This is a genomic window from Vibrio paucivorans, from assembly GCF_054053395.1.
Genome location: NZ_CM133230.1, coordinates 1,643,872 through 1,666,615, shown reverse-complemented (window position 1 = coordinate 1,666,615; position 22,744 = coordinate 1,643,872). Strand labels below are relative to the sequence as shown.

Sequence of the window (22,744 nt, the reverse complement as noted above, 5' to 3'; positions counted from 1 at the left end):
ATCTCTTTGATTCTTTACGATTGAACCGTGCCAAACTGGGCAAGTTCTTCCGGGGTGTTTAAGTTGACGAAGCACTGAGGTGAATCGCTAAAGTCGACATAGCTGGTATTACAGCCTTTATACAAAAGGATGATTTTTCGATCGCCGCTTTCTAAAAAAGCGGTTAGCTTTGGCAATACACGTTTGTGGAAAAGAGTGAAAACAGGTTGTTTAAACTCACCATCGTGGGCAACAAGTATGTCACTGTCAGGCTCAACTTGAGAGCAGAAGCGCTCGACCAAGTCGGTGTTTATCTGTGGGCTATCACAAGGTACGAAGCCTACCCAATCGGTTTCACTGTTTAGCAACCCTGCATGAATGCCGCCAAGCGGGCCTGGGTAATCGGGGAAAGTATCACTGATAACGGGAGCAAACTGCATATAGCGGTGTTGATTTCTGTTTGCATTGATAGTGATGGAAGATGCTTGAGGAGAAAGCCGATCCAGAACGTGCTCGATCAGTGGCTTTCCGTCTAACTCAATAAGGCCTTTATCCTGACCACCCATGCGGCTGGCTTGGCCTCCAGCTAAAATAACCCAACTAGTTTGCGTTGGAAGTAGCATACGTTTTCTCTTGAGAAGTATCTTTAATTACTTGAAGCAGTGGTGATTCGACTAGTGTCGTGTCTTTTATCCACCACTGTTTCCTACATAAATCGGTCAGCGCGTTAGTTTGGTGGCTCGTGATTACAAGGCTTGAGCCCCGTGCTAGCAGATCTTTTGCCATTACGACCAACCTATCTATTGATTCGTGATCGAGTGAGGCACTTGGCTCATCCATTAATAGTATCGAAGGTTTGAGAATCCAAGCTCTGGCCATGGCTACACGCTGTTTTTCTCCGCCAGATAGCACTGATATGTGTTCATCTGCCAAAGTTTCTAATCCTACCATACGCAAAGCCGTGATAACTTGAGCTCGCTTATCATTTGCTGACTCTTTTTGGTAGCGAATACCGTACACAACATTTTGATAGACAGTGCCATCGAACAGATACGGAGACTGATGAAGATAGATGACATCTTTGCGTCCTGTGCGCATTGAAAAGCGGTTGAGCCAGTTTGAAGTAGGCTGTGCTATCTTTCCTGTCGTTGGCTTTAATAATCCTGACAATATTTTGAGTAGAGTTGTTTTCCCTACACCGTTGTCGCCTTTAAGGTAGATGGCGTCGTTCGGACCAATGGATAACTCTGGAATGTGGAACAGGACGCGTTCTTTGAAACGCATCGACAGTTGTTGAGCTGTAATTTTGATCGTCATACAACGCCCTTAAGTACGAAGATAACCTTTGCCTCTCATACTGGTAAGGAGAAAATTCAGTATAAGTGCAAGAGATAATAGAACAATTCCTAACGCTACGCCTTGTGCGAAAGCGCCTTTATGACTTTCCATTGCGATAGCAGTAGGGATGTTACGTGTCATGCCCATAATGTTTCCACCTACCATCATTGAACAGCCCACTTCAGTTACGATACGAGAAAATGCTGCGATGGTTGCTGCCATTAGAGGAAAACGTGTTTCCCATATCATGGTTGCGGCAACACGTGGAATGGAAACCCCAAGAGTGATAGATGTTTCCACGGCACGGCGATCGCTGGACTGCAATGCACCGTGCATCATGGAGACAAGAACTGGGAAACAAATGATCATTTGGCCGACAATCATGGCTTTCTGAGTAAACAACATCTGCCAATCGCCAAGGGGGCCAGAGCGAGAAAGCATCATGTAAAGAAGTAAGCCAATCACCACTGTTGGGATAGCTTGTAACGTATTAATGACTGAAAGAAGCAGCCATTTTCCACGAAACTCGGTATACGCAAGGATAAACGAGAGAAGAATCGATGGCAGAAGGACCAGCGAGATTGCCGATAGCGAAACGCTAAAGGATACCGCGACGATCTGCCAAAGATCTTTGTCGAAATTAAACAGCAGTGCGAGTGCTTCTAAGGTTGTCTGCCAAAGGCTCATAGAGCGTTATTTCTCGTTTGCGTTGGCAACAAACAGTTGTTTGCCATTGAGTTTGAATTGGTTGATAAGTTCTTGGCCTCGCGGGTTCACGAGCCAATCACTGAATACTTTTGCACCCTGATAATTGATGCTCGGGTAGCGTTCTGGGTTCACTAAGATAACTTGGTAAGGGTTAAACAGCTTCTTGTCGCCTTGGAATAGTACAGAGAGGTCTAGCTTATTGTTGTATGCCAACCAAGTACCACGGTCGGTGATGGTGTAGCCTTGCATCTCAGACGCCATGTTAAGCGTAGGGCCCATGCCTTGGCCTACTGAGCGATAGCCACCAAAATTAGGTTCAATTTTGCTTTGTTCCCAAATGCCTTTTTCTTTTTTGTGAGTACCAGAATCGTCACCACGAGACACAAACGTGACGTTAGCGTTAGCAATGTTTTTGAATACTTCTGCCACATCTTGGGAATTGGAGACTTTAGCCGGATCAGATTGTGGACCAACGATGACAAAATCGTTGTACATCAATTTGCGGGGTAATACTCCGTATCCTTTGTCAACAAAAGTTGCTTCTGCTTTAGGCGCGTGGGTCATCACTAAATCGACGTCGCCATTTTCACCCATTTTAAGCGATTTACCGGTACCTGCCGCAATAACATCAACTTTATAGCCGGTGTCTTGTTCGAATTTAGGGAGTAAGTAGTCAAGCAGCCCCGAATGGTAGGTACTTGTTGTGGTCGCAAGACGCACGTGTTGGGACTCTTCAGAAGAAGAGGCGGTGAAACTGACGAAGGCTAGCGTTGCTGCCAAAGTAAAATGTGTCGCTTTCATGTAATTATTATTCCGTTATGTAATGGACAATAGACAGCCCGTATCAATCGATACCCGGATTGCACACATGGTATAGCAAGCATAGTGCCAACTGTAATAATGGCTTTCCCCGTCAATTTGATCCATATATCAGCGACTTATTCGCTTCAAAATTTGAGTTAGGACAAAATGTCGCACATTAGCACAAGCTAAAAAAAATTTAGTTGGTACACTCTGTCCCAATTTTTTGATAGCCAAGAGAACATTATGTCTCCTTCCATCGATTCTAAGAATGCCCTCCAATACCAAGCTTTTTCAGTGCTCGTCGTAGACGATGAGGCGGGAATGCAAGCCATTTTAAAGAAGGCACTCGGTAAATGGTTTAGCAAAGTCGATACGGCAGGCAGTATCGAAGATGCTGAAGTACTGAGGGTTTCTAGTCATTATGACCTTATTATTTTAGACATCAATTTACCTGGTCGCTCTGGTATTGAATGGGAAGAAGCATTTAATGATTCGGAAAGAAAAAGTGATGTGATCTTTATGACCGGTTACGCCGATTTGGAGATGGCTATCTCGGCTTTAAAACTTGGTGCATCGGACTTTATTTTAAAGCCATTCAACCTAGAGCAAATGCTACAAGCGGTTCAGCGTTGTATGGACAAGCGCCTGAATGAGCGCATGCAATTTGCGCTTAAACATGACTTTAAACGCCATTTCACAACCGATATTGTCGGTGGATCAGAAAAAACGAAGCAGTTGAAGCAATTGATTACTCAGTTTGCGCCGTCTCGAGCATCTGTCTTGGTGGAAGGTGAATCGGGCACGGGTAAGGAGCTTGTGGCTCGTGGTGTTCATGAAGCAAGCCAACGCAAAGGACCATTTGTGCCAGTGAACTGTGGTGCGATCGCACCTGAATTACTTGAAAGTGAACTGTTTGGCCATACTTCTGGCGCTTTCACTGGCGCAAAGAAAAACCGTGAAGGGCTTTTTCGCGTTGCTAATGGTGGCACGTTGTTTCTAGATGAAATAGGGGAAATGCCGTTATCCATGCAATCCGCTCTGTTGCGTGTTTTAGAACAACGAACTATTCGCCCGGTTGGTTCAGAAAGAGAGATCAGTGTTGATGTTCGTGTTGTCGCAGCGACTAACCGCAACCTACAAGAGGAAGTGGATAAGGGGAATTTTCGAGCGGACTTATACTACCGGCTCAATGTACTTCGTATCGAAGTGCCCCCACTTAAAGAGCGTAAGAGTGATTTGCTTGAGTTGGTTCCTTTCTTTACCAAGATGCTGACTTCTGAGCTTGCGATGCCAGATCCAAAATGGGCTCATGAGGATATCTCGGCCATGAATGATTATGACTGGCCAGGTAATATTCGAGAGCTTAAAAACCTAATTGAGCGTTGCATTTTGCTCGGGAAACCACCTGCGCACTACTGGCGTGAATTGAACGGTGGAGTTTCTCCAACTCATGTTTCAATGACGGTTTCCAGTGGTGCAGAAATACCATCGATACCTGAAGGCAAAGTCGATTTTGGCGAAGGTTATCCGAATAATTGGACACTTAAAGATGTTGAAAAATCTCATATTCAACAAGTGGTTAACTTCCATGATGGGAATAAATCAGCGGCTTCTAGAACGCTGGGCGTGGCAAGAAAAACGTTAGAACGTAAGTACAAAGAGTGGGATGGCGAGGAGCCAAGTTATGCCGAGTGATTATGGACTGTGGCAAAAGTGGCGTTATAGATTTAAATCTATGGTTCGCTATCGGCTGCTATTTTTAACGTCAGCGCCGATTTTCCTGACTCTAATCGCCTTGATAGCCATCACTATCTATTGGTCGATTCACTACACATGGAATAGCGCCCTGGTCGATGTATCAGAGCGCTTGGGCGTAGCAAACAACAGTATCGTTCTTATCCAGCAAAAGCAGGCGAACTATGTCAGAGCGTTTTCGGAATCATATGACTTTCGCAAGAAAGTGGTCGATGGTGATCCATCGACTTCTATTGAGAAGTGGGTGTCTCAACAGAAGAATCGATATGACCTAGACTTTCTGCGTTTTCACCGAGTCGATACTATCGAGCAGAAGTTCCAGTTTATGGATCTGACAAAGCGAGAGTCCTTTTTCGACCGATTAGATGAACACGAACTGAATCAGCTTGACCCTGATTTGGCTCGTCGAGCACAAACGCCAATATTGGGCGATGATGAGATAGAAACGCGTGGCTTGATAAGCCGCACCGTGGTACCGGTAAAGAATCAGTATAACGATATTATCGGCTTTCTCGATGGCGGGATATTACTCAACAATAGTACCCAACTGGTCGATCAAATTCGTGATCTTATCTACCCAGGCAAGCACGATAGCCTACGCCCAGTAGGCACTCTCACTGTATTTCTTGATGATCTTCGCGTCAGTACCAACGTACCTTTAGACAGCTCTGGTCGAGTTGGCCGAGCAATTGGTACTCGCGTATCAAAAGAGGTTTATCAAGAAGTTTTAGTTGAAGGCAACGAATGGATTGACCGCGCATTTGTATACGACGCTTGGTACATCACCGCTTATCAGCCGATAAAAGACCAATATGACAATGTGATTGGCATGTTGTACACCGGCTATTTAATGTGGCCGTTCGTTAAAGCTTATCTGACGAATATTGTTGAGATCAGTATCACCACTCTATTTCTGTTACTCGTGTCGGGGTTGATGGTTTACCGCGGTTCTCGAGATTTGTTTCACCCAATCGAGCGAATCCACCGCGTTGTTAAGTTAGTTCAACTCGGCAAAAATCAACGGATCGGGGAGCTAGGGCTCGATGAAAAGCACGAGCTTGCTCAGTTAGCCAAGCAGTTCGATAACATGCTTGATTTGCTTGATAAACGTAATCAAGAAATCAAAACAGCAGCAGGTGAACTAGAATGCAAGGTCCAACACCGAACGGCGAGTTTAAAAGAGAAAACAGAGCAGCTAGAGCACCACATTAAGCTGCTAAATCAAACCCGCAATAAGCTAGTGACCAATGAAAAACTGGCAGCGCTAGGTGAACTGACTGCGGGGATTGCACACGAAATCAATAATCCAGTTGCGGTGATTTTGGGTAATGTAGAACTGATGCGTTTTGAATTAGGCGATGAATCAAGTCGAGTGGAAGAAGAGATTGATGCCATCATGGCTCAGATTGATCGCATTAGAAACATTACTCGAAGCTTGCTGCAATACAGTAGGCAAGGTGGCGTGCAAGATGAAATTACATGGCAACATGTTAACCCGATTGTTGACGAGAGCATCACGCTAGTGAAAACAGGCTCGAAAAAGCGCAATCTGGAATTCATTTCTAGGCTTGATGCACACACCTCGGTTGAGGTTAATCGCCACCAGCTACTGCAGATCTTAGTTAACCTACAGATGAATGCGATTCATGCGATGAACGGCGAGGGCAGGCTAACAATCTCGAGTGAAGACTGGATAGAAAGTGGCGAGGCAATTGGCGCGGTGATCCATGTGCAAGATGAAGGGTGTGGCATTAAGCCTGAGCAACTTAAACGTATTTTCGACCCATTCTATACCACCAAAAGAGATGGCACTGGTTTGGGACTTTCTGTCTCTCAAAGTATTTTGAGCCAGACGGGGGGAGAAATCAGAGCAACATCTGAGTATGGCAAAGGCAGCTGTTTTAGCGTTTACTTGCCGAAAAAAGCGGAAGTAGAACTTCTTGTCTCTTCCAGTTCTTAATTGTTTTTCTAACTCATCGTGACAATAAAAAAGGCCTCATCCTAAGGTGAGGCCTTTTTGTTTGCTGTATCTAAGATTTACTGAGAACTTAAAGCAATTTTAGGTGCGTTGATGCCATGCTTTTTGAACTCTTTCATTACTCGCAGAGTAATGTCAGTTTCAAATAGCTTCTCGTATGCGGTGTCCACTACATATGCCTTACACGTTAATTGAATCGCTAAATAGTTATCGGTGATGGTCTGTTTTACCAAAACAACAACAGGCTTAGGCAAGTGGATATAACGACTGGACGAAGCGGCCTCTTGAATTAAATCTCTGGCAAGTGAAATGTCTTCCTCCATTCCAACATAGAATGGGATCACCACCTGCATATCCAGTGCACCATAGTTACCACTCATGGTGACTTCATTAAGGAATTTGTTGTTTGGAATGGTAATGATGTCGTCGTTAAGGGTGCGCATGCGGACTGAGCGCAACCCAATTGTGACAATGTCACCATAATTGCCTTCAAATGTGACTCGATCGCCTACTTGGAATGGGCGGTCGATCATAACTGTCATACCCGCGATGAAGGATGCGGCAAGGTCTTTGAGTGCAAAGCCGACTGATACAGCAAGCGTACCGCCAATTAAAGTAAGGATATGGTCGTTAATGCGAAAGCTCATCATAAACACCAACAAGCCCGCTGACATATAGATGAAGAACTGCATGAAGGATTGAAGCTTTTGCAGCAGCATTCGGTACTGCACAAACTGACTACCAATGCTCTCCACCATGGAGTTCATGAACTTGAGTAACAGCCAAGTGGCCGCGACCACAATCGCAGAAAAGAACACGCCGCTCCAGCGGATCAAGCTAGCGAATTGAGTAATGTTCTCGACGTTAGCAATTTCTTCCGTTGCAAAAACAGAGCCGCTAGCGATTAGGGTTACTAGAAATACAAATAGTCTCATCATCTTACTTCACCAATAGGTGTTGACGGTCAAGTACATTGGTAATGTGTCTGAACCAGTGATCGGATACTCGAGCTTTGTCTTCACTCCATTCGATGAATCCACGGCTTTGGAAGTAGCGTAATGTACCAAGCACTTCGGCGACACTTAACTGGGTACATTCGGATAGCTCTTCAGTCGAAGCAATTTCAAGTTGAACGATAGAGCGTAAAACCGCCAGCATAGGTTTTGGCATTTTCTCCAACTCTTGTGATTCTGGAGCACGGAATAGCCTTACAAACACCTGCTCGGTTTCCTTGTTGCGCTGCAACGATTGTCGGAAGAAGCGCAGGGCAACGGTTGGATTGCCATCTGAGTAATGCCATAGAATTCGATAGAAGCCTTGCTTTGCGCGCTCTTCTTCAGTGATTTCTTCTTGGTCCCACTGCTTTGGCACCACTAATCCATCGAATGAAAGTGGGGTATCAATGTCTTGATTGACGCGGCTATCCAACAGTTGCTGAATTTGCTTTTCGCTCCACTTAGGCATGAAGGAAACCCAATCAAACAGTAGGCGTTCACCACGCGCTCTGTCCACAAATCGCCAACTCGCTTTTTCGATTGCAATTACCACGCGGTGGTTCTTCTTAGAGCGGCGTAATAAGTTAGTGAGTTTAATAAGGCTAGTTAAACCGCCAACCATAGGTTTAACAAGGCGTTGTGCGTTATCAACAGCAATTAGGTAGCGAGTATCACTTTTTCTAAGGAAAGAGAGGATCTGTATTTCTGTTGCGTCTTCGTCTAAGCCAAGACTGACAGCAAGGTGTGTCAGCAGTTCCTGATATCCGGAATAAGGACAATTTAGATAAACCGGCTCGGCGTTTTTCACCTTGTTCAGAATCGAGTTGAGCATGGTAGTGGTGCCTATACCGCGTTCTCCAGATAGCACACAGATAGCAGGGCTGTCGCTAAGCAAGTATTGTGACAGTTGCTTAAATTCATCAGTCGCGTAGTCGAACAGCTCACTGTCGTGCGTGCCAGGCAGTACGTACTCGAATGTGGCATCTCCTTTAACACGCACCAGGTTGTGCTGCTCATTTTTGTTACCGGTTTGTTTGGCCACCTCTATACGGAATAAATACGCTAGAGCTTGGCTAAAGATGGTGTAATGAGACAGCATGGCGACAATGCGGTGTTTAAAGGTATGTCCTGCAATCCATAGTGCGGCGATGGCCGTACCGACAATTCTGACAATGTAAACGTCTTTGCGGCTGATAGCCCAGTTAACCCATACAGGTCGATCGGCCAACTTCTCGGCAACTTCGAACACTTTGTTGCGCCAAATTCTAAGTACTGAAATCGTCACGAGCACAAACCAGAAGAATAGGGCGCTATAAATCCAGTAGTAAATGGTTCCTTTGCCTAAAGTGCGCATCGAAATCTGTAAAATAACGCCTGCGACAATGATGCTCCATACGTAGCGGCGTACCGTTGATAAACGCAGTGCCAGTACTTCTGGATTAGAGCTGCGACTATTGCGATAGGTAAACTCTAAGATAAAGCTAATCGCAATCGAGCCTCCCAAAATCCACCAAGTGAAAATTTCTAGGAAGATCAAATGCTGTAGGCTTGGAATTGCTGAAAGTACCCGAAGCGAAAGCGTAATGGCAATTAACCATGCGATAGCGCGGTGTGCGCGACTGACATACCAAATCAAACGAATCCATATTGGCGGTCGGGCTGCGTTATCTAATTGGCTCTCGCGAAAAAGAGTAATGATCCTTTGCGCGTTTCGCAGCCACCAGGCTAATACCAAATAAATAACGAAAACCTTCAGCCCCGCCCAAATTACAGGGATTGGCGAAATAAAGATGTCTTTTACAAGCGACTTGAAGCTGCGTAATTGAAAATACAGTAGGTATTCGCCATTAAGTCTTGTCAGCGACCATTCTTGTTTAAACTGGGTAACACCAAAAGGGCCAAAACCGGTTAATTTGTCGCGATTCGATGCAGAAGTCAGCTCAAGAAGGCGTTGCTTGCTTAAACTGATGCTGTTTAGCGTCAGGTAACTGGTTTCGGTGTCAAACCAAGTTTGCTCATTGGCATCATCACGATAATGGTTCAAACGCTCATCGAAGATATCAATCTGCTTTTTTTGCTCGGCAAGCACCGCATTTAGGAGCTGACGCACCTTACTTCGATCTTGAGGACTCATGAATAACGGGTCGGGCAGAGAGGAAACCTCTTGAGCAATGTCTTTCGCAATATCTTGCGCCTCTGGTACTGGTTTGAAGTCATACTCCCATTGTGCTTGAGCAGGAAGAGCGACCAAAAGGCTAATAGCGATGACTACTCGAATGAGTAAATGCATAAAAATCTCTTATAACTTATAAGGTTAGAGTTAGTGTAGTTGGTTTGTGGCGTTATGCGAACTCTGAATATTAAACTTGCCACCTATACACAAAGCGCAACACTTTAAACCTTACATCATTCCATATGTCAATGAAATGTCATTAATGAATAGTGTTTCATTATTGATACTGAGCTCATTAGATCACAAAAGGTGGATACGTTTGCTGGTGTAGGAACTCGTCGGGGAAGTGAATAAATGAAATCAACACTTGAAGTTATGGGCCTGAACCAGTACCGTTGCGCGGTTTTGTACAATGATTTTGTCTATTTAAGGTAACGGTTTTGATCTCCACAGCGAATATCACCCAGCAATTCGGCGCTAAGCCACTCTTTGAAAACATCTCAGTAAAGTTTGGCGAAGGTAACCGTTACGGTTTAATCGGCGCGAACGGCTGTGGTAAATCGACGTTCATGAAGATCCTAAGTGGTGAACTAGAGCCGACTGGCGGTAACGTTAGCTACGATCCTAATGAGCGTGTGGCTAAACTGAACCAGGATCAGTTTGCCTACGAAGAGTACACGGTTATTGATACCGTTATCATGGGTTACAAAGAGCTGTGGGAAGTAAAGCAAGAACGTGACCGTATTTACTCTCTACCAGAAATGAGTGAAGAAGAAGGCATGCTGGTGGCTGATCTTGAAGTTCAGTTCGCTGAGATGGACGGCTACATGGCAGATGCCAAAGCTGGTGAACTATTGCTTGCTGTAGGTATTCCAGAAGAGCAGCACTACGGTTTAATGAGTGAAGTCGCTCCTGGCTGGAAACTACGCGTTCTGCTTGCTCAGGTACTATTTGCTGACCCACACATCATGCTACTTGATGAGCCTACCAACAACTTGGATATGGACACGATTCGTTGGTTGGAAGAAACGCTAAACCAGCGTAACTGCACAATGATCATTATCTCGCACGACCGTCACTTCCTAAACTCAGTATGTACGCACATGGCTGACTTGGATTACGGTGAGCTTCGCCTGTTCCCTGGTAACTACGACGAGTACATGACAGCGGCTTCTCAAGCGCGTGATCGCCTACTTGCGGATAACGCTAAAAAGAAAGCGCAGATTGCTGAACTTCAAACGTTCGTTGCTCGCTTCTCTGCGAATGCATCAAAAGCAAAACAAGCAACGTCACGTGCTAAGCAAATCGATAAGATCCAGTTGGACGAAGTTAAAGCTTCAAGTCGTCAAAACCCGTTTATTCGTTTTGAACAATCTAAAGAGCTATTCCGTAACGCACTTATCGTAGAGAACCTAAGCCAAGGTTACGAAGAGGATTTGTTCAATAACTTCAACGCAATTTTTGAAGTTGGCGAGCGTGTTGCGATCATTGGTGAGAACGGTGTCGGCAAAACGACTCTACTTAATACACTGGCAGGTGAGCTAGCACCACGAACCGGTGAATTTAAGTGGTCTGATAATGCCAATATTGGTTACTACGCGCAGGATCATGCTCATGATTTTGAAGAAGACATGAATCTAACCGACTGGATGGGGCAATGGCGCCAAGAAGGTGATGATGAGCAAACTGTTCGCGGATTCTTAGGTCGCATGCTATTTGGTCAAGATGACATCAAGAAATCAGTAAAAGTGCTTTCAGGTGGTGAACAAGGTCGTATGCTTTTAGGTAAGCTAATGATGCACAAACCGAACATGTTGCTGATGGATGAACCAACTAACCACATGGATATGGAGTCGATTGAGTCATTAAACACGGCGCTAGAGCAGTACAAAGGCACTTTGTTCTTCGTATCGCACGACCGTGTATTTGTTGACTCGCTAGCAACGCGCATTATCGAAATTAAAGATAACAAGATTACTGACTTTAAAGGCACTTACGCAGAGTTCCTAAAAGCACGCGGAATCGACGGCTAACTCGCTATATTGATACTACTAAAAGGTCCAGCCATCGTGCTGGACCTTTTTGTTTTTCCAGTTGTTTGAAGCGCTCTAGTCTTGAGTTTTCTAAGACAAACTCATTCTAAAAATCAATCAAATGGTGTCTGGCATCAGTAGGGGGATTGTATTGATTCCAATCAAGTCTAAATCAGTAAAGCGCCAGAGTTTTCACATGTTGGCAGAATTTCACACAAATCAACTTTGACAGATTGAACCGCTTTTAAGTAGTCCGACGGATTGATACTTTCGAAGGGTGACCACCCCGTCACGAATAATCAATCGGAACGACTAATAATGAAAAAATTACTTCTACCTACTTTGCTTGCTACGGTTTTTGCTGCCCCAGCTTTTGCCCTTACTGACGCTGAACTAGAAGCGGCTATGGTGAAAAAGTTGGAAGTTCAACTAGAGAACAAAGAAGCGGCGCAATACACCGCTGAATTTATCATGAACAATCTGCTGACTTGGAAAGGGGAAGAGCTACCGCTAGACCAAGCTGATAGCATCCTTGCCTATGCATTTGGCAATCGTCTAATGCCAAATGGTAATCAAGTACCGGGTCCAATGAATGAAGCGTTAGCAGATACCGTCGTGGAGATTTACGAACAAACCGGTAAACCTGTGTACGCCCAGTGGGAAATTGCTCAGTCTATTGGCGATCGAATTCCAGCAAAAGATCTTCACTCCATTAACCCTGTGATTGCAAAAGATGGCTCGCTCACTTATTTGAGCACCATTGGCGTGGCAGAAACGGCGGTAGAAATGTCTGGTGGTGATCTGGGCAAAACGCTAGTGGTTGGATTTTATGAGCACAGCTTAAGAACCATTAACACGTCGAAAGACTTCGGTATTGACGCGTACGCCCCTGCGGGTATCGAATTGCCGCATGAGTATGATCCAGAGTCGGGGCAGGCTTGGACTCGTGAAGTTAAGACGTTCATTATGCATGAAGTGCGCAACCGCGGTACTAACGAGCGAACTCGATTGATCGAAGAAGCACTAGCTGAATAGCGTTCGTTTGAACAACGGTAATTTCGCTTCAAGTTAACTGGTAAATAACCTGAAACAAAGGCCTCAGATTGTGTGTCTGAGGCCTTTTATATTTTATTTTCTTGCTTTTTAACGTGTACGGAGACGCGAGCCTAGTATTTAAACTGTCCGACGATGGATTCAAGTTTGTGGCTCACTCCTGACACCTGCTCACTACATTTTACAGAACCAGAAACTACTTCAAACGTGTCACCAGCAAGTTGAGCGATCTGCGTAATATTACGGTCAATCTCTACCGATACCATGGACTGCTCTTCCGAAGCGGTGGCAATTTGGGTGTTCATATCGAATATTTCGCTGATCTGGGCACTTATCCCTTCAATGGCTTCGACTACTTGATGGGTATGAGTATTCGTTGTTCTCGCTTGGTCGGCGCTGGACTGCATTTTCGAAACGGTGTCTGAAATCCCCTGAGTCAGACCTTGAATGGTAGAAATTACTTGATTGATCTCCCGGCTCTGAGCTTCTAGCTCCATGATATGCGACTGTGAATCCTCAATGCTAACCGCAAGGTTATCGATTCTGTCACCAGTTGCATGAGTCATATCCAGTGCCTTTTGCGCTTCTGCAGTCACGCGCTCGGTATTCTGAGCAGCTGACTCAATGTTGGCCGTTATTTCATTTGTCGTCATAACCAGTTCATTGACCGCAGTTGCCACCGATTCTGATTCCACTTTTTGCTGCTCAGCGTTCTTCATACTATGCACAGCGGCTTTTTCTGAGCTACACGAGCTTTCGGTAAGAACATGCATTACACCAGCCAGTTCTTTTATATGTCCATGCAGAGACGAGATAAACATATCGAAAGAGTTCGCCAGTTGTGCAAGTTCGTCATTGCCTTTGGCATTCATGCGAACGGTGAGGTCTCCGTTACCGCTAGCAATTTGCTTCATCAACACATTAATTGCTTTAATGCGGCCCAAGATACTTCTGCCGATCAGATAGAGTAAGCAGCTGAGCAACAAGACAATAGCACCACCGATTAAGTGCAGTTGGTTCTTAATTGAGGCAGAAGCAGATTGTATTGCGACCGTAATATGTTGCTGAAGTTCGGAAATCGCTTGTTCTGTTACATGCACGTTATTTCTCAACGCTCCGCGTAGCCCTTCGTTGGCGGTTAACCCAAGTACTTGAACGGCTTCAATATGCTTGTCTGACGCGCTTTGATATATCTCGAACGCGCTAAGTACTGATTTAGGTAAACCACTATAGAGTGAGAACTGTTCACGAGCATTGCGGTAATCTGAAATAGATTCGGTTGTTAGGGTAGCAAGGTAGCTTAAATCGGATTCAATGAGTTCCAAAAGCGCTACTTTTAGTAGGAAATCTTGCTCTGTAGCAACTGTTTGTTTGAGCTCGTCTCGCGATGTGGACAATGACGCCGTTAAACTCGAGTCTGGACCATGGAGCAAATTGACTTGGTTTGCTAATTGGTGGAACTGGTTTTGATATTGGCTAAGCGTTGATGAAATTTTTTCGCTTTGTTGCGTGACATTGAGTTCATGTTGAGTGAGGGTATTGGCCAATTGGCCAATACGTTTATCGAGCTGTTCGAAAGTGCTATCGAAGCGAGAGACGTACTTATTGTCTTTGCGGGCTAAGAAGTCTTTCTCATGGCGGCGGAGCATTAAGAGATCGACCGACGCATTTAAGTTTTCGTTTGCGGCGTGCTCAAGCGAGTCGAGTTTATTGAGGCTGGTTTGTTCGTAGTAAGCGTAAAGAATAACCCCAAGCAAAAGCGTTAGGTTGATAAGTACGAGTTTAGTTCGAATAGATAGCGAGAAACGCTGAGTATCGGGTGAGCGGGTCATGCACACCTCCCATTTAGCCAATTGACGTCTAATTGCGCTGAATATGAATGTTATGTGAACTTTTTATTTCAGCGGTTATAAAACTAATAGCTTATGAGAGGTGTTTTGCAAATTACTGATTTTGGTTAGATTCACCTTTTACATCGAACTGAATCTTTTCAGCCCCGGTAAAGACTTGGAATCTAAGGCCTTTCGCTCGAGCAATGGTTGTTATGCCGAATTTCCTTGCGAGGTCGAGTCCCATTTGTGTGACACCCGATCGCGATAATAAGACAGGAATGCCCATTTGAGCGACCTTGATAACCATTTCCGAAGTTAAGCGGCCAGTGGTGTAGAAAATCTTGTCTTCACCCGTCTCTTGGTTAAGCCACATTTCACCCGCCAGCGTATCAACTGCATTATGGCGACCCACATCTTCGACGAAGGAAAGGACTTCATCGTCTCTGCAGATTGCACACCCGTGTACCGCACCCGCTTTTTTATAGGTATCGTTGTAGTGGGTTAACGCTTCAAGAGCAGCGTAGATCTCAGATTGTTTGATCTCCGTTTGAGGCACTTGATAGTTCTCAAGTTGCTTCATCACATTCCCGTACATAGTGCCTTGTCCACAGCCGGATGTGACGGTTTTCTTTTTCAACGCTTTTTCAAGATGGTCGGTATTTTCTTTGGTAACGACAGCAGCACTGTGTGTCTCCCAATCGATAATGACTGATTCAATGGCTTCAGGATCGGAAAGGAAGCTTTGGTTTTTTAAGTAGCCAAGAACTAATGCTTCAGGGCGTGAACCTAAAGTCATCAGCGTGACGATCTCTTTCCAATTGAGCATGACTGTCAATGGTCGTTCACAGGCGATTTGCTTTGTTAGTCTTTCGCCATATTCATCAAATACTTCGACTTCGATTGTCTGGAGAGGGTTTTCACTGGTTTTGATAATATTTGGCTTTACCACATTCATATCCTATTTGATGATTCGTGCAGGGCGTGATTTTCGTTATTTGCGAGTAGCAATTCTTATTCCAACATAATCTAGACGGCGAAAACCGCGAACTATTCTAAAATTTATCAAATAAAAGTGAGAGGTAAACCCGTTAGCCCATGCGATGCAGCGGGTTCAGGCGAATTTCTCATTGATTAATACAGTGGCGTAGTTATTGCTATGTACTAGTAAAGAGTAACTTTTAGACCAAACAATAAGACAGAATGTCCTAGTCGCAATCTGTCTCGAAAACCGGTCTTGAAAACCGAAAGTGGAAGGGCTATGTCTGAAACCAACGAAATCGAAAGACAATACGAGAAAACAGACACTACTTGGGACATCGGGGTTCAACGTGTCGAACAGGAAATTAAGACAGGTATTTGGGTAACAACTCAATGGCAGTTAACGGGATTCAATTTAGCCCCAACCAGCGACACTAAAGATGTGTGTTTATTGCAACTGCACAGAGACGAGCGAACAGACTATCGCTTTAACCTTAGCTCCCAACAACCCAAGCTGTTTTTAGTTATGGATAATGTAGATTCTGGCGAGACGCCTATCATACAGCTTCTCACCGCTTCACAAACCGTTGCTGGCCAATATATGGATGGTGAGTCGTTCGATATGCCTTTGCCGGTACAAGCGTGGATGGAAGCGTTTATTGGTCGTCATGGCGAATTGCTAGAAGTAAGGCGTAAAAAACGCAAAGGGGCTGGGCGCGCGAATGGCAACTAATTTCTTTAGTCGCTGGTCTCAGCGCAAATTAGAAGACCCTCAAGAACGTTCAAACGAGCTTGCTGAAGAAAGCGACCTGCAAGATGAGAGCTTGCAACCTAATACCGCCGAGCCAAATACTGATGTTGAACTGCCAGTAGACTCCTCCATTGCTTCAGAGGTGACTGAACCAGAGGAACAAATGTCTGTGGCAAGTCTACTGACATCAGAAGCTTCTGAGAGCATCAAAAAAGCGGCATTGAGAAAGCTATTTTTGTCTGAGGAGTTTAACGTTCGCGATGGGCTTGATGATTACGATGACGATTACAGCAATTTACAATCTTTGTCTGAGGGTGTTGCCGATAAACTTAGAGACTGGGTTAAAGACAAGCCTGAAGAGTCAATAGAAAGTGCACAAGTACCAAATGAAGACGCTGTAGTGGAAGAAGCCAAGATGGTGAAAGAGGAGTCAGCCGAGCATGGTGATACTGATGATTTACCTGTTGTAGAGGGTGACGAAGGCGTTAGTGACACAGGAAAGGTTGACGGACTGTGTAAAAATACAGTACCCAAGGGTTCAGACACTTTACTTGCTCAAGACCGTATAACAAGCCAACACGACAGCGTTAGTTTGGGACAAAATATACCACACGAAAAATAGGTACATTTTGACTGAATTACCAATAAGCCACTTGCGACATTTTGTCTCATGTGGCTTTTTAATATGCATGTCATACTTAAATTCTTCACTATCTTATTGAATATTCGATAAATATTGTTTGGCACGTAGATTGCTAATTGCTGTTCAGTACCAACTTTAAGGTAAGTTAGCAACACGATCGAGTGCATAATAATCAAGCGTTACTCATTTGATTATTCAGCAAGTTTCTTAACGCTAACTACACTGAAGGTTGAACAGAATATCCATATACCCAAATGGAACTGAGCAATGCTTAAAGAATTACTACAAGAAGCAACTTCCAAAAATGGCCAAGCCAGACTGTATGCGTTTGAGAATACGGTTGAGCTAACCAATCTGATTCCACCAACGGTAAGCTATGAAAGTGGTGGTAACACGCTGATCATCGGCCCAACGGCTATCATTGAAAGCGCTGCGGCACAGCTTCCTGAGTTAACCAGTTTAACGCTCTTGTCTACTGACGGGCAGAAAGGTGAGCGAGCAGGAATCTACTACGCTAATTCAGTTCAAGTGTCTGGCTTTTTAGGCACCTTTGAAGTGCTGATCGAAAATAAGGGCAGTACGAGCAATCTAGCTAAAGTCGCGATCAATCATGACTGCTTTGATGTGGTATTGGATTTATGTCTAAGCAGTTGCATGACTGAGGAAGTGCCTGTCCCGGGATATTACCCCGTTGGGCGCGGTTATCCGAAGCTTGCAGAAGCCTTGGAAGAGATTCCGACCTTAATGGGCACGTTTGATAAGCCGAAGTTTTTCCGCCTTGATACCGACTTGTGCGCGCACAGCTCTCGTGGCGTGAAAGGCTGTGAGCGTTGTGTTGATGCTTGTCCAGCTGGTGCGTTAACCAGTGAAGGCAGTGACAGAACGGGGCACAAAATCGAAATAAACCCGTATTTGTGTCAAGGGGTAGGAACGTGTGCGACCAGTTGTCCAACCGAAGCCATTCACTATGCGCTACCTAATCCAGACGATACGCAAAAGTTTATTGAGCGCACGTTAGCTAACTATGAACAAGCCGGTGGTGTTGATCCTATCGTTCTTATTTGTAGCTCTCGTCATGAGTCATACAACGTAATGGCATTAAAGGCGCTACCAGAGAACGTGATTCCAGTTGTCGTGGAAGAGCTTCCGTCTATTGGAATTGATACTTGGTTTGCGGCTTTGGTTAATGGCGCAACTCAGGTGCTATTTGCTGCATCTCGTTTTATGCCACAAACCATTATTCGAGTACTTAACAGTGAAGTCGGCATTGCTCAAGAGCTACTCAGCCAACTCGGGATTGCAAAAGAGACAATCGATATTCTCTATCTAGAATCTCTGCGTGAAGGTGCACCGACGTTATGCACTGACTCATTCGACTTATCTCTTGGCGATTTGCAGGGGAATAAGCGTCAGCGCTTGTTCAGTGCTTTAGATGCCATGTCTGCGTCACGCATTCCGGTTGAGAATATTGTCCCGCTTCCTGCGAATGCGCCGTACGGCAATGTAACGTGTGAAAGCAAAGACTGCACATTATGCATGAGTTGTGTGGCGGTTTGTCCTACACGCGCACTTCATACAGATGGCACTTCACCGTCACTCAAATTCGTTGAGCAAGATTGTGTTCAATGTGGGCTGTGTGAAAAGGCTTGTCCCGAAAACGTACTTAGCCTTACACCACGAATGAATTGGGTGAAAGAGGAGCGACAAAAGGCGGTGGTGATTCATCAAGAAAAAGCCGCTGAATGTATTCGCTGCCACAAGCCATTTGCACCTCAATCGATGATTGATATGCTGCAAGATAAGTTACGCGGTCACTCTCATTTCTCTGATGAAGCAGCCATTAACCGCATTGCGATGTGTGAGGACTGCCGTGTGATCGACATGTTTGACTCAATGGCTCAAGACCCATTGAAGCAATTGAAATATTAGGAGCTTGTGTTGGAAAACAATCAAAAGCAAGAACATGAACAGACATTAAGAACCGAGATTTACTTGGTTCTTTCTGCGCTTTTCCGTAACGCGCCCACGCAAGAAATGATTGGCTTTTTAACCTCTTTGGACGTTGAACAAGCGGAAAGTGAAATGCGAAAGGCGTGGCTCGCTATTCAGCGAGCGGCTAGCGATTCTGATCAGCAAGCCTTGGAAGAAGAGTACCAAGAGCTGTTTATTGGTATTGGTCGTGGCGAGGTGGTGCCTTTTGGTTCATGGCACCGCACCGGCTCTATGATGGAGAAGCCGCTGGCGGATATCAGACACGACTTAGAGCTGCTTGGTATTGAACGTGGTGATCAGGTGAAAGAGCCTGAAGATCATATTGCAGCACTGTGTGAAGTGATGGCAATGCTCACAACGGAAGAAGAAGCTTTGCAACAAGCGGTTTTCAACAAGCATATCGCGCCGTGGTTTAGTTCATTCACTGATCAACTAAGCCGCGCGGAAAGCGCGAAGTTTTATGTCGCAGCTTCGCAGTTGTGCCAAGCATTCTTAACGCTAGAGCAGGTTCGCTTCAGCGTGAACACAAAAAGCGCAAAACACAAATTAAAAATTGATGTGAAAAACGTCACTGATTACGAGTAATCGAGCAGTACTCGATCATATCGATAGAGGGGCAGTAAGCCTCCAAAAAGATCTACCGTAAGGTAAGGAAGCAATGATGAAAGATAACAAAGAAGTGAATACAAGCCGTAGGGATCTACTCAAAGGCTTAACGACTGCAGCCGTTGCTGGTGCAGTTGTCGCTGGTACAACAAAAGTGGCAACCGCTTCAGAAACAGTTGAAGTAACAAAAAAAGAAACAAACAAGACTGGCTATCGCGAAACTCAACATATTCGTGATTACTACGACACACTTTAGGAGATAAAGGATGAAACTTGTCAAACGCTCCGACAGTGTGAGCAAAGAAACTAATCAGCTTGGCGTCTCTCGCCGATCTTTTATGAAAAATACCTCACTCGCTGCTGGTGGTGCTGTGGTTGGTGCCGGTTTGTTTGCACCGGGTATGATGAAGAAAGCACAAGCTAAATCGGTCGATCCTGACGCGAAAACAGAAGTGAAGCGTACTATCTGTTCTCACTGTTCAGTAGGGTGTGGTATTTACGCCGAAGTACAAAATGGGGTTTGGACTGGTCAAGAACCGGCATTTGATCACCCATTTAACGCTGGTGGACACTGTGCGAAAGGTGCAGCACTTCGTGAACATGGTCATGGTGAGCGCCGCCTAAAATACCCAATGAAGCTTGAAAACGGTAAGTGGAAGAAGCTTTCGTGGGAACAAGCAATAGAAGAAATCGGTAATAAGGCGCTTCAGTTGCGTGAAGAATCTGGCCCTGACTCAGTTTACTTCTTAGGCAGTGCAAAACACAGTAACGAACAAGCTTACGCATTCCGTAAGATGGCGTCGCTTTGGGGCACGAACAACGTTGACCACCAAGCGCGTATTTGTCACTCAACCACAGTAGCCGGTGTTGCAAACACTTGGGGCTACGGTGCAATGACAAACTCGTTCAATGACATGCACAACTGTAAGTCGATGCTGTTTATTGGCTCGAACCCAGCAGAAGCGCACCCCGTTGCAATGCAGCATATCTTGATCGCTAAAGAGAAGAATAACTGTAAGATCGTAGTAGCGGATCCTCGCCGTACTCGAACCGCGGCTAAATCTGATCACTTTGTTTCTTTACGCCCAGGTTCTGACGTCGCGTTTATTTGGGGCGTGCTATGGCATGTATTTGCGAACAAATGGGAAGATAAAGAGTTTATTCGTCAGCGTGTTTTCGGTATGGATGAAATCCGTGCCGAAGTTGCGAAGTGGACACCAGCAGAAGTTGAGCGTGTCACGGGTGTAAGTGAAGCCGATGTTTACCAAACCGCTAAGCTTTTGTCTGAAAATCGCCCAGGTTGTATCGTTTGGTGTATGGGTGGTACTCAACACACCACTGGTAACAACAATACTCGCGCATACTGTGTGCTCGAGCTCGCGCTCGGTAACATTGGTAAATCAGGTGGTGGCGCAAACATTTTCCGTGGTCACGATAACGTACAAGGCGCGACAGACTTAGGCGTTCTGTCTGATACGCTTCCGGGTTACTACGGCCTGTCTGAAGGTTCGTGGCGTCACTGGTCGAAAGTGTGGGATGTCGATTTTGATTGGGTGAAAAGCCGTTTCGACGACAATGCCTACGGCGGACAAAAGCCAATGAACAGCGCAGGTATTCCTGTATCTCGTTGGGTTGATGGTGTTCTTGAAGATAAAGAAAACATCCGCCAACGCGAAAACATTCGCGCCATGTTCTACTGGGGACACGCGGTAAACTCGCAAACTCGTGGCCCAGAAATGAAAAAGGCGATGCAGAAGCTGGATATGATGGTCATTGTTGACCCATACCCAACAGTAGCAGCCGTGATGAACGATCGCACCGACGGCGTATACCTACTACCAGCAACAACACAGTTTGAAACCTACGGCAGTGTGACCGCGTCTAACCGTTCTATTCAGTGGCGTGACAAAGTCGTTGAACCGCTGTTCGATTCGAAACCAGACCATGAAATCATGTACTTACTGAGTAAGAAGCTCGGCTATGCAGACAAGCTGTTCAAAAACATTCGTGTTGAAAACAACCAGCCGCTAATCGAAGACATTACCCGTGAATTTAACAAAGGTATGTGGACGATTGGTTATACAGGCCAGAGCCCAGAGCGTCTGAAAGAACACCAACAAAATTGGCACACTTTCCACAAAACAACGCTTGAAGCAGAGGGCGGTCCAGCAAACGGTGATACCTATGGTATGCCTTGGCCTTGTTGGGGTACGCCAGAAATGAAGCACCCTGGTACTCATATTCTGTACGATACCTCTAAACCTGTCGCGCAAGGCGGAGGCAACTTCCGCACTCGTTTCGGTGTTGAGTTTGAGGGACAGAGCCTACTGGCAGAAGACAGCTACTCGAAAGGCAGCGAGATCAAAGATGGTTACCCTGAGTTCAGCGACAAGCTGTTGAAACAATTAGGGTGGTGGGATGACTTAACCGCTGAAGAAAAAGCCGCAGCGGAAGGTAAGAACTGGAAAACAGACTTGTCTGGCGGTATTCAGCGTGTTGCGATCAAACACGGCTGTATCCCATTTGGTAATGCAAAAGCACGTGCCATCGTATGGACGTTCCCAGACCGTGTGCCTCTACACCGTGAACCGCTTTATACGCCAAGGCGTGACCTTGTCACTGATTATCCAACATGGGATGACAAAGAAGCGATCTTCCGTGTACCAACGCTATACAAATCGATTCAAGAAGAAGACAAGTCAGGTGAATACCCAATCATCCTGACATCTGGTCGCTTGGTTGAATACGAAGGTGGTGGTGAAGAAACGCGTTCAAACCCATGGCTTGCCGAGCTTCAACAAGAAATGTTTGTGGAAGTGAACCCGAAAGATGCCAACGACATTGGCTTTAAAGACGGCGATGAAGTTTGGGTTGAAGGTGCAGAAAAAGGCCGAATTAAGGTAAAAGCGATGGTCACTCGTCGTGTTAAACCTGGCTTAGCATTCATTCCGTTCCACTTCGGCGGTAAGTTTGAAGGCGAAGATTTACGTTCGAAATATCCAGAAGGCACTGACCCATACGTGATAGGTGAGGCGGCGAACACCGCGACAACCTACGGCTATGACCCTGTTACTTTAATGCAGGAAACGAAAGTCACCCTTTGTAATATTCGTAAAGCGTAAGGAG

General features: G+C 45.3%; 18 protein-coding genes. 10 read left to right on the top strand and 8 right to left on the bottom strand.

Going from position 1 to position 22,744, the window contains the following annotated elements; translation table 11 throughout:
- Window positions 1–14: 14 nt before the first annotated feature.
- The 4 genes from mobA to ACXABW_RS07710 are packed head-to-tail and all read right to left on the bottom strand — an operon-like array spanning window position 15 to window position 2,826.
- Window positions 15–602: a molybdenum cofactor guanylyltransferase MobA gene (gene mobA / locus ACXABW_RS07725; protein WP_457521980.1), complete on the bottom strand. Its 588-nt coding sequence runs from the start codon at window positions 600–602 to the stop codon at window positions 15–17.
- Window positions 580–1,296 carry an energy-coupling factor ABC transporter ATP-binding protein gene (locus ACXABW_RS07720; RefSeq protein WP_457521978.1) on the bottom strand — a complete coding sequence of 239 codons (717 nt, stop codon included), beginning with the start codon at window positions 1,294–1,296 and terminating at the stop codon, window positions 580–582. Before ACXABW_RS07720 ends, mobA begins: the two co-directional genes overlap by 23 nt.
- Before the next feature lie 9 nt (window positions 1,297–1,305).
- Window positions 1,306–2,004 (bottom strand): ABC transporter permease, encoded by a 699-nt coding sequence (locus tag ACXABW_RS07715; protein ID WP_252027199.1) that lies wholly within the window; start codon window positions 2,002–2,004, stop codon window positions 1,306–1,308.
- 6 nt (window positions 2,005–2,010) lie between these two features.
- The gene (locus ACXABW_RS07710; RefSeq protein WP_457521975.1) at window positions 2,011–2,826 is read right to left on the bottom strand and encodes a substrate-binding domain-containing protein; all 816 of its coding nucleotides are present in this window, start codon (window positions 2,824–2,826) and stop codon (window positions 2,011–2,013) included.
- 246 nt (window positions 2,827–3,072) lie between these two features.
- Here ACXABW_RS07710 and ACXABW_RS07705 point away from each other — a divergent pair, with 246 nt between their 5' ends.
- The gene (locus ACXABW_RS07705) at window positions 3,073–4,524 is read left to right on the top strand and encodes a sigma-54-dependent transcriptional regulator (RefSeq protein WP_457521973.1); all 1,452 of its coding nucleotides are present in this window, start codon (window positions 3,073–3,075) and stop codon (window positions 4,522–4,524) included.
- Window positions 4,514–6,544 (top strand): sensor histidine kinase, encoded by a 2,031-nt coding sequence (locus ACXABW_RS07700; protein WP_457521972.1) that lies wholly within the window; start codon window positions 4,514–4,516, stop codon window positions 6,542–6,544. The genes ACXABW_RS07705 and ACXABW_RS07700 overlap by 11 nt, the downstream gene beginning before the upstream one ends.
- 77 nt (window positions 6,545–6,621) lie before the next feature.
- Here the strand turns inward: ACXABW_RS07700 and ACXABW_RS07695 are convergent, their stop codons facing one another.
- Both ACXABW_RS07695 and ACXABW_RS07690 read right to left on the bottom strand, forming a co-directional pair.
- A complete protein-coding gene (locus ACXABW_RS07695) occupies window positions 6,622–7,500 on the bottom strand; it encodes a mechanosensitive ion channel family protein (RefSeq protein WP_457521971.1) in 879 nt (292 codons plus the stop codon).
- Window position 7,501: 1 nt separating this feature from the next.
- A complete protein-coding gene (locus tag ACXABW_RS07690; RefSeq protein WP_457521970.1) occupies window positions 7,502–9,847 on the bottom strand; it encodes an ATP-binding protein in 2,346 nt (781 codons plus the stop codon).
- Window positions 9,848–10,170: 323 nt separating this feature from the next.
- Between ACXABW_RS07690 and ACXABW_RS07685 the strand changes: the two genes are divergently transcribed.
- On the top strand, window positions 10,171–11,763 hold the full coding sequence (locus tag ACXABW_RS07685) for an ABC-F family ATPase (protein ID WP_252027193.1): 1,593 nt from the start codon (window positions 10,171–10,173) through the stop codon (window positions 11,761–11,763).
- Window positions 11,764–12,081: 318 nt separating this feature from the next.
- A complete protein-coding gene (locus tag ACXABW_RS07680; RefSeq protein WP_457524918.1) occupies window positions 12,082–12,798 on the top strand; it encodes a hypothetical protein in 717 nt (238 codons plus the stop codon).
- A 131-nt stretch (window positions 12,799–12,929) separates the two neighbouring features.
- On the opposite strand, the gene ACXABW_RS07675 is transcribed toward ACXABW_RS07680, so the two are convergent.
- Window positions 12,930–14,648: a methyl-accepting chemotaxis protein gene (locus tag ACXABW_RS07675; protein WP_457524917.1), complete on the bottom strand. Its 1,719-nt coding sequence runs from the start codon at window positions 14,646–14,648 to the stop codon at window positions 12,930–12,932.
- 112 nt (window positions 14,649–14,760) lie between these two features.
- Window positions 14,761–15,597, bottom strand: coding sequence for a formate dehydrogenase accessory sulfurtransferase FdhD (fdhD, locus tag ACXABW_RS07670; protein WP_457524916.1), 837 nt, complete (start codon window positions 15,595–15,597; stop codon window positions 14,761–14,763).
- A 309-nt stretch (window positions 15,598–15,906) separates the two neighbouring features.
- Between fdhD and ACXABW_RS07665 the strand changes: the two genes are divergently transcribed.
- The 6 genes from ACXABW_RS07665 to ACXABW_RS07640 all read left to right on the top strand — a co-directional run bounded on the left by ACXABW_RS07665 (window position 15,907) and on the right by ACXABW_RS07640 (window position 22,740).
- Window positions 15,907–16,359 carry a DUF3305 domain-containing protein gene (locus tag ACXABW_RS07665; protein WP_457524915.1) on the top strand — a complete coding sequence of 151 codons (453 nt, stop codon included), beginning with the start codon at window positions 15,907–15,909 and terminating at the stop codon, window positions 16,357–16,359.
- Window positions 16,349–16,999 (top strand): DUF3306 domain-containing protein, encoded by a 651-nt coding sequence (locus ACXABW_RS07660; protein WP_457524913.1) that lies wholly within the window; start codon window positions 16,349–16,351, stop codon window positions 16,997–16,999. Before ACXABW_RS07665 ends, ACXABW_RS07660 begins: the two co-directional genes overlap by 11 nt.
- Before the next feature lie 288 nt (window positions 17,000–17,287).
- On the top strand, window positions 17,288–18,949 hold the full coding sequence (locus ACXABW_RS07655) for a 4Fe-4S dicluster domain-containing protein (protein WP_457524911.1): 1,662 nt from the start codon (window positions 17,288–17,290) through the stop codon (window positions 18,947–18,949).
- 9 nt (window positions 18,950–18,958) lie between these two features.
- Window positions 18,959–19,597: a TorD/DmsD family molecular chaperone gene (locus ACXABW_RS07650; protein WP_457524909.1), complete on the top strand. Its 639-nt coding sequence runs from the start codon at window positions 18,959–18,961 to the stop codon at window positions 19,595–19,597.
- A 76-nt stretch (window positions 19,598–19,673) separates the two neighbouring features.
- The gene (locus ACXABW_RS07645) at window positions 19,674–19,874 is read left to right on the top strand and encodes a twin-arginine translocation signal domain-containing protein (protein ID WP_457524975.1); all 201 of its coding nucleotides are present in this window, start codon (window positions 19,674–19,676) and stop codon (window positions 19,872–19,874) included.
- Window positions 19,875–19,884: 10 nt separating this feature from the next.
- Window positions 19,885–22,740, top strand: coding sequence for a formate dehydrogenase subunit alpha (locus tag ACXABW_RS07640; protein WP_457524908.1), 2,856 nt, complete (start codon window positions 19,885–19,887; stop codon window positions 22,738–22,740).
- Window positions 22,741–22,744 lie beyond the last annotated feature (4 nt).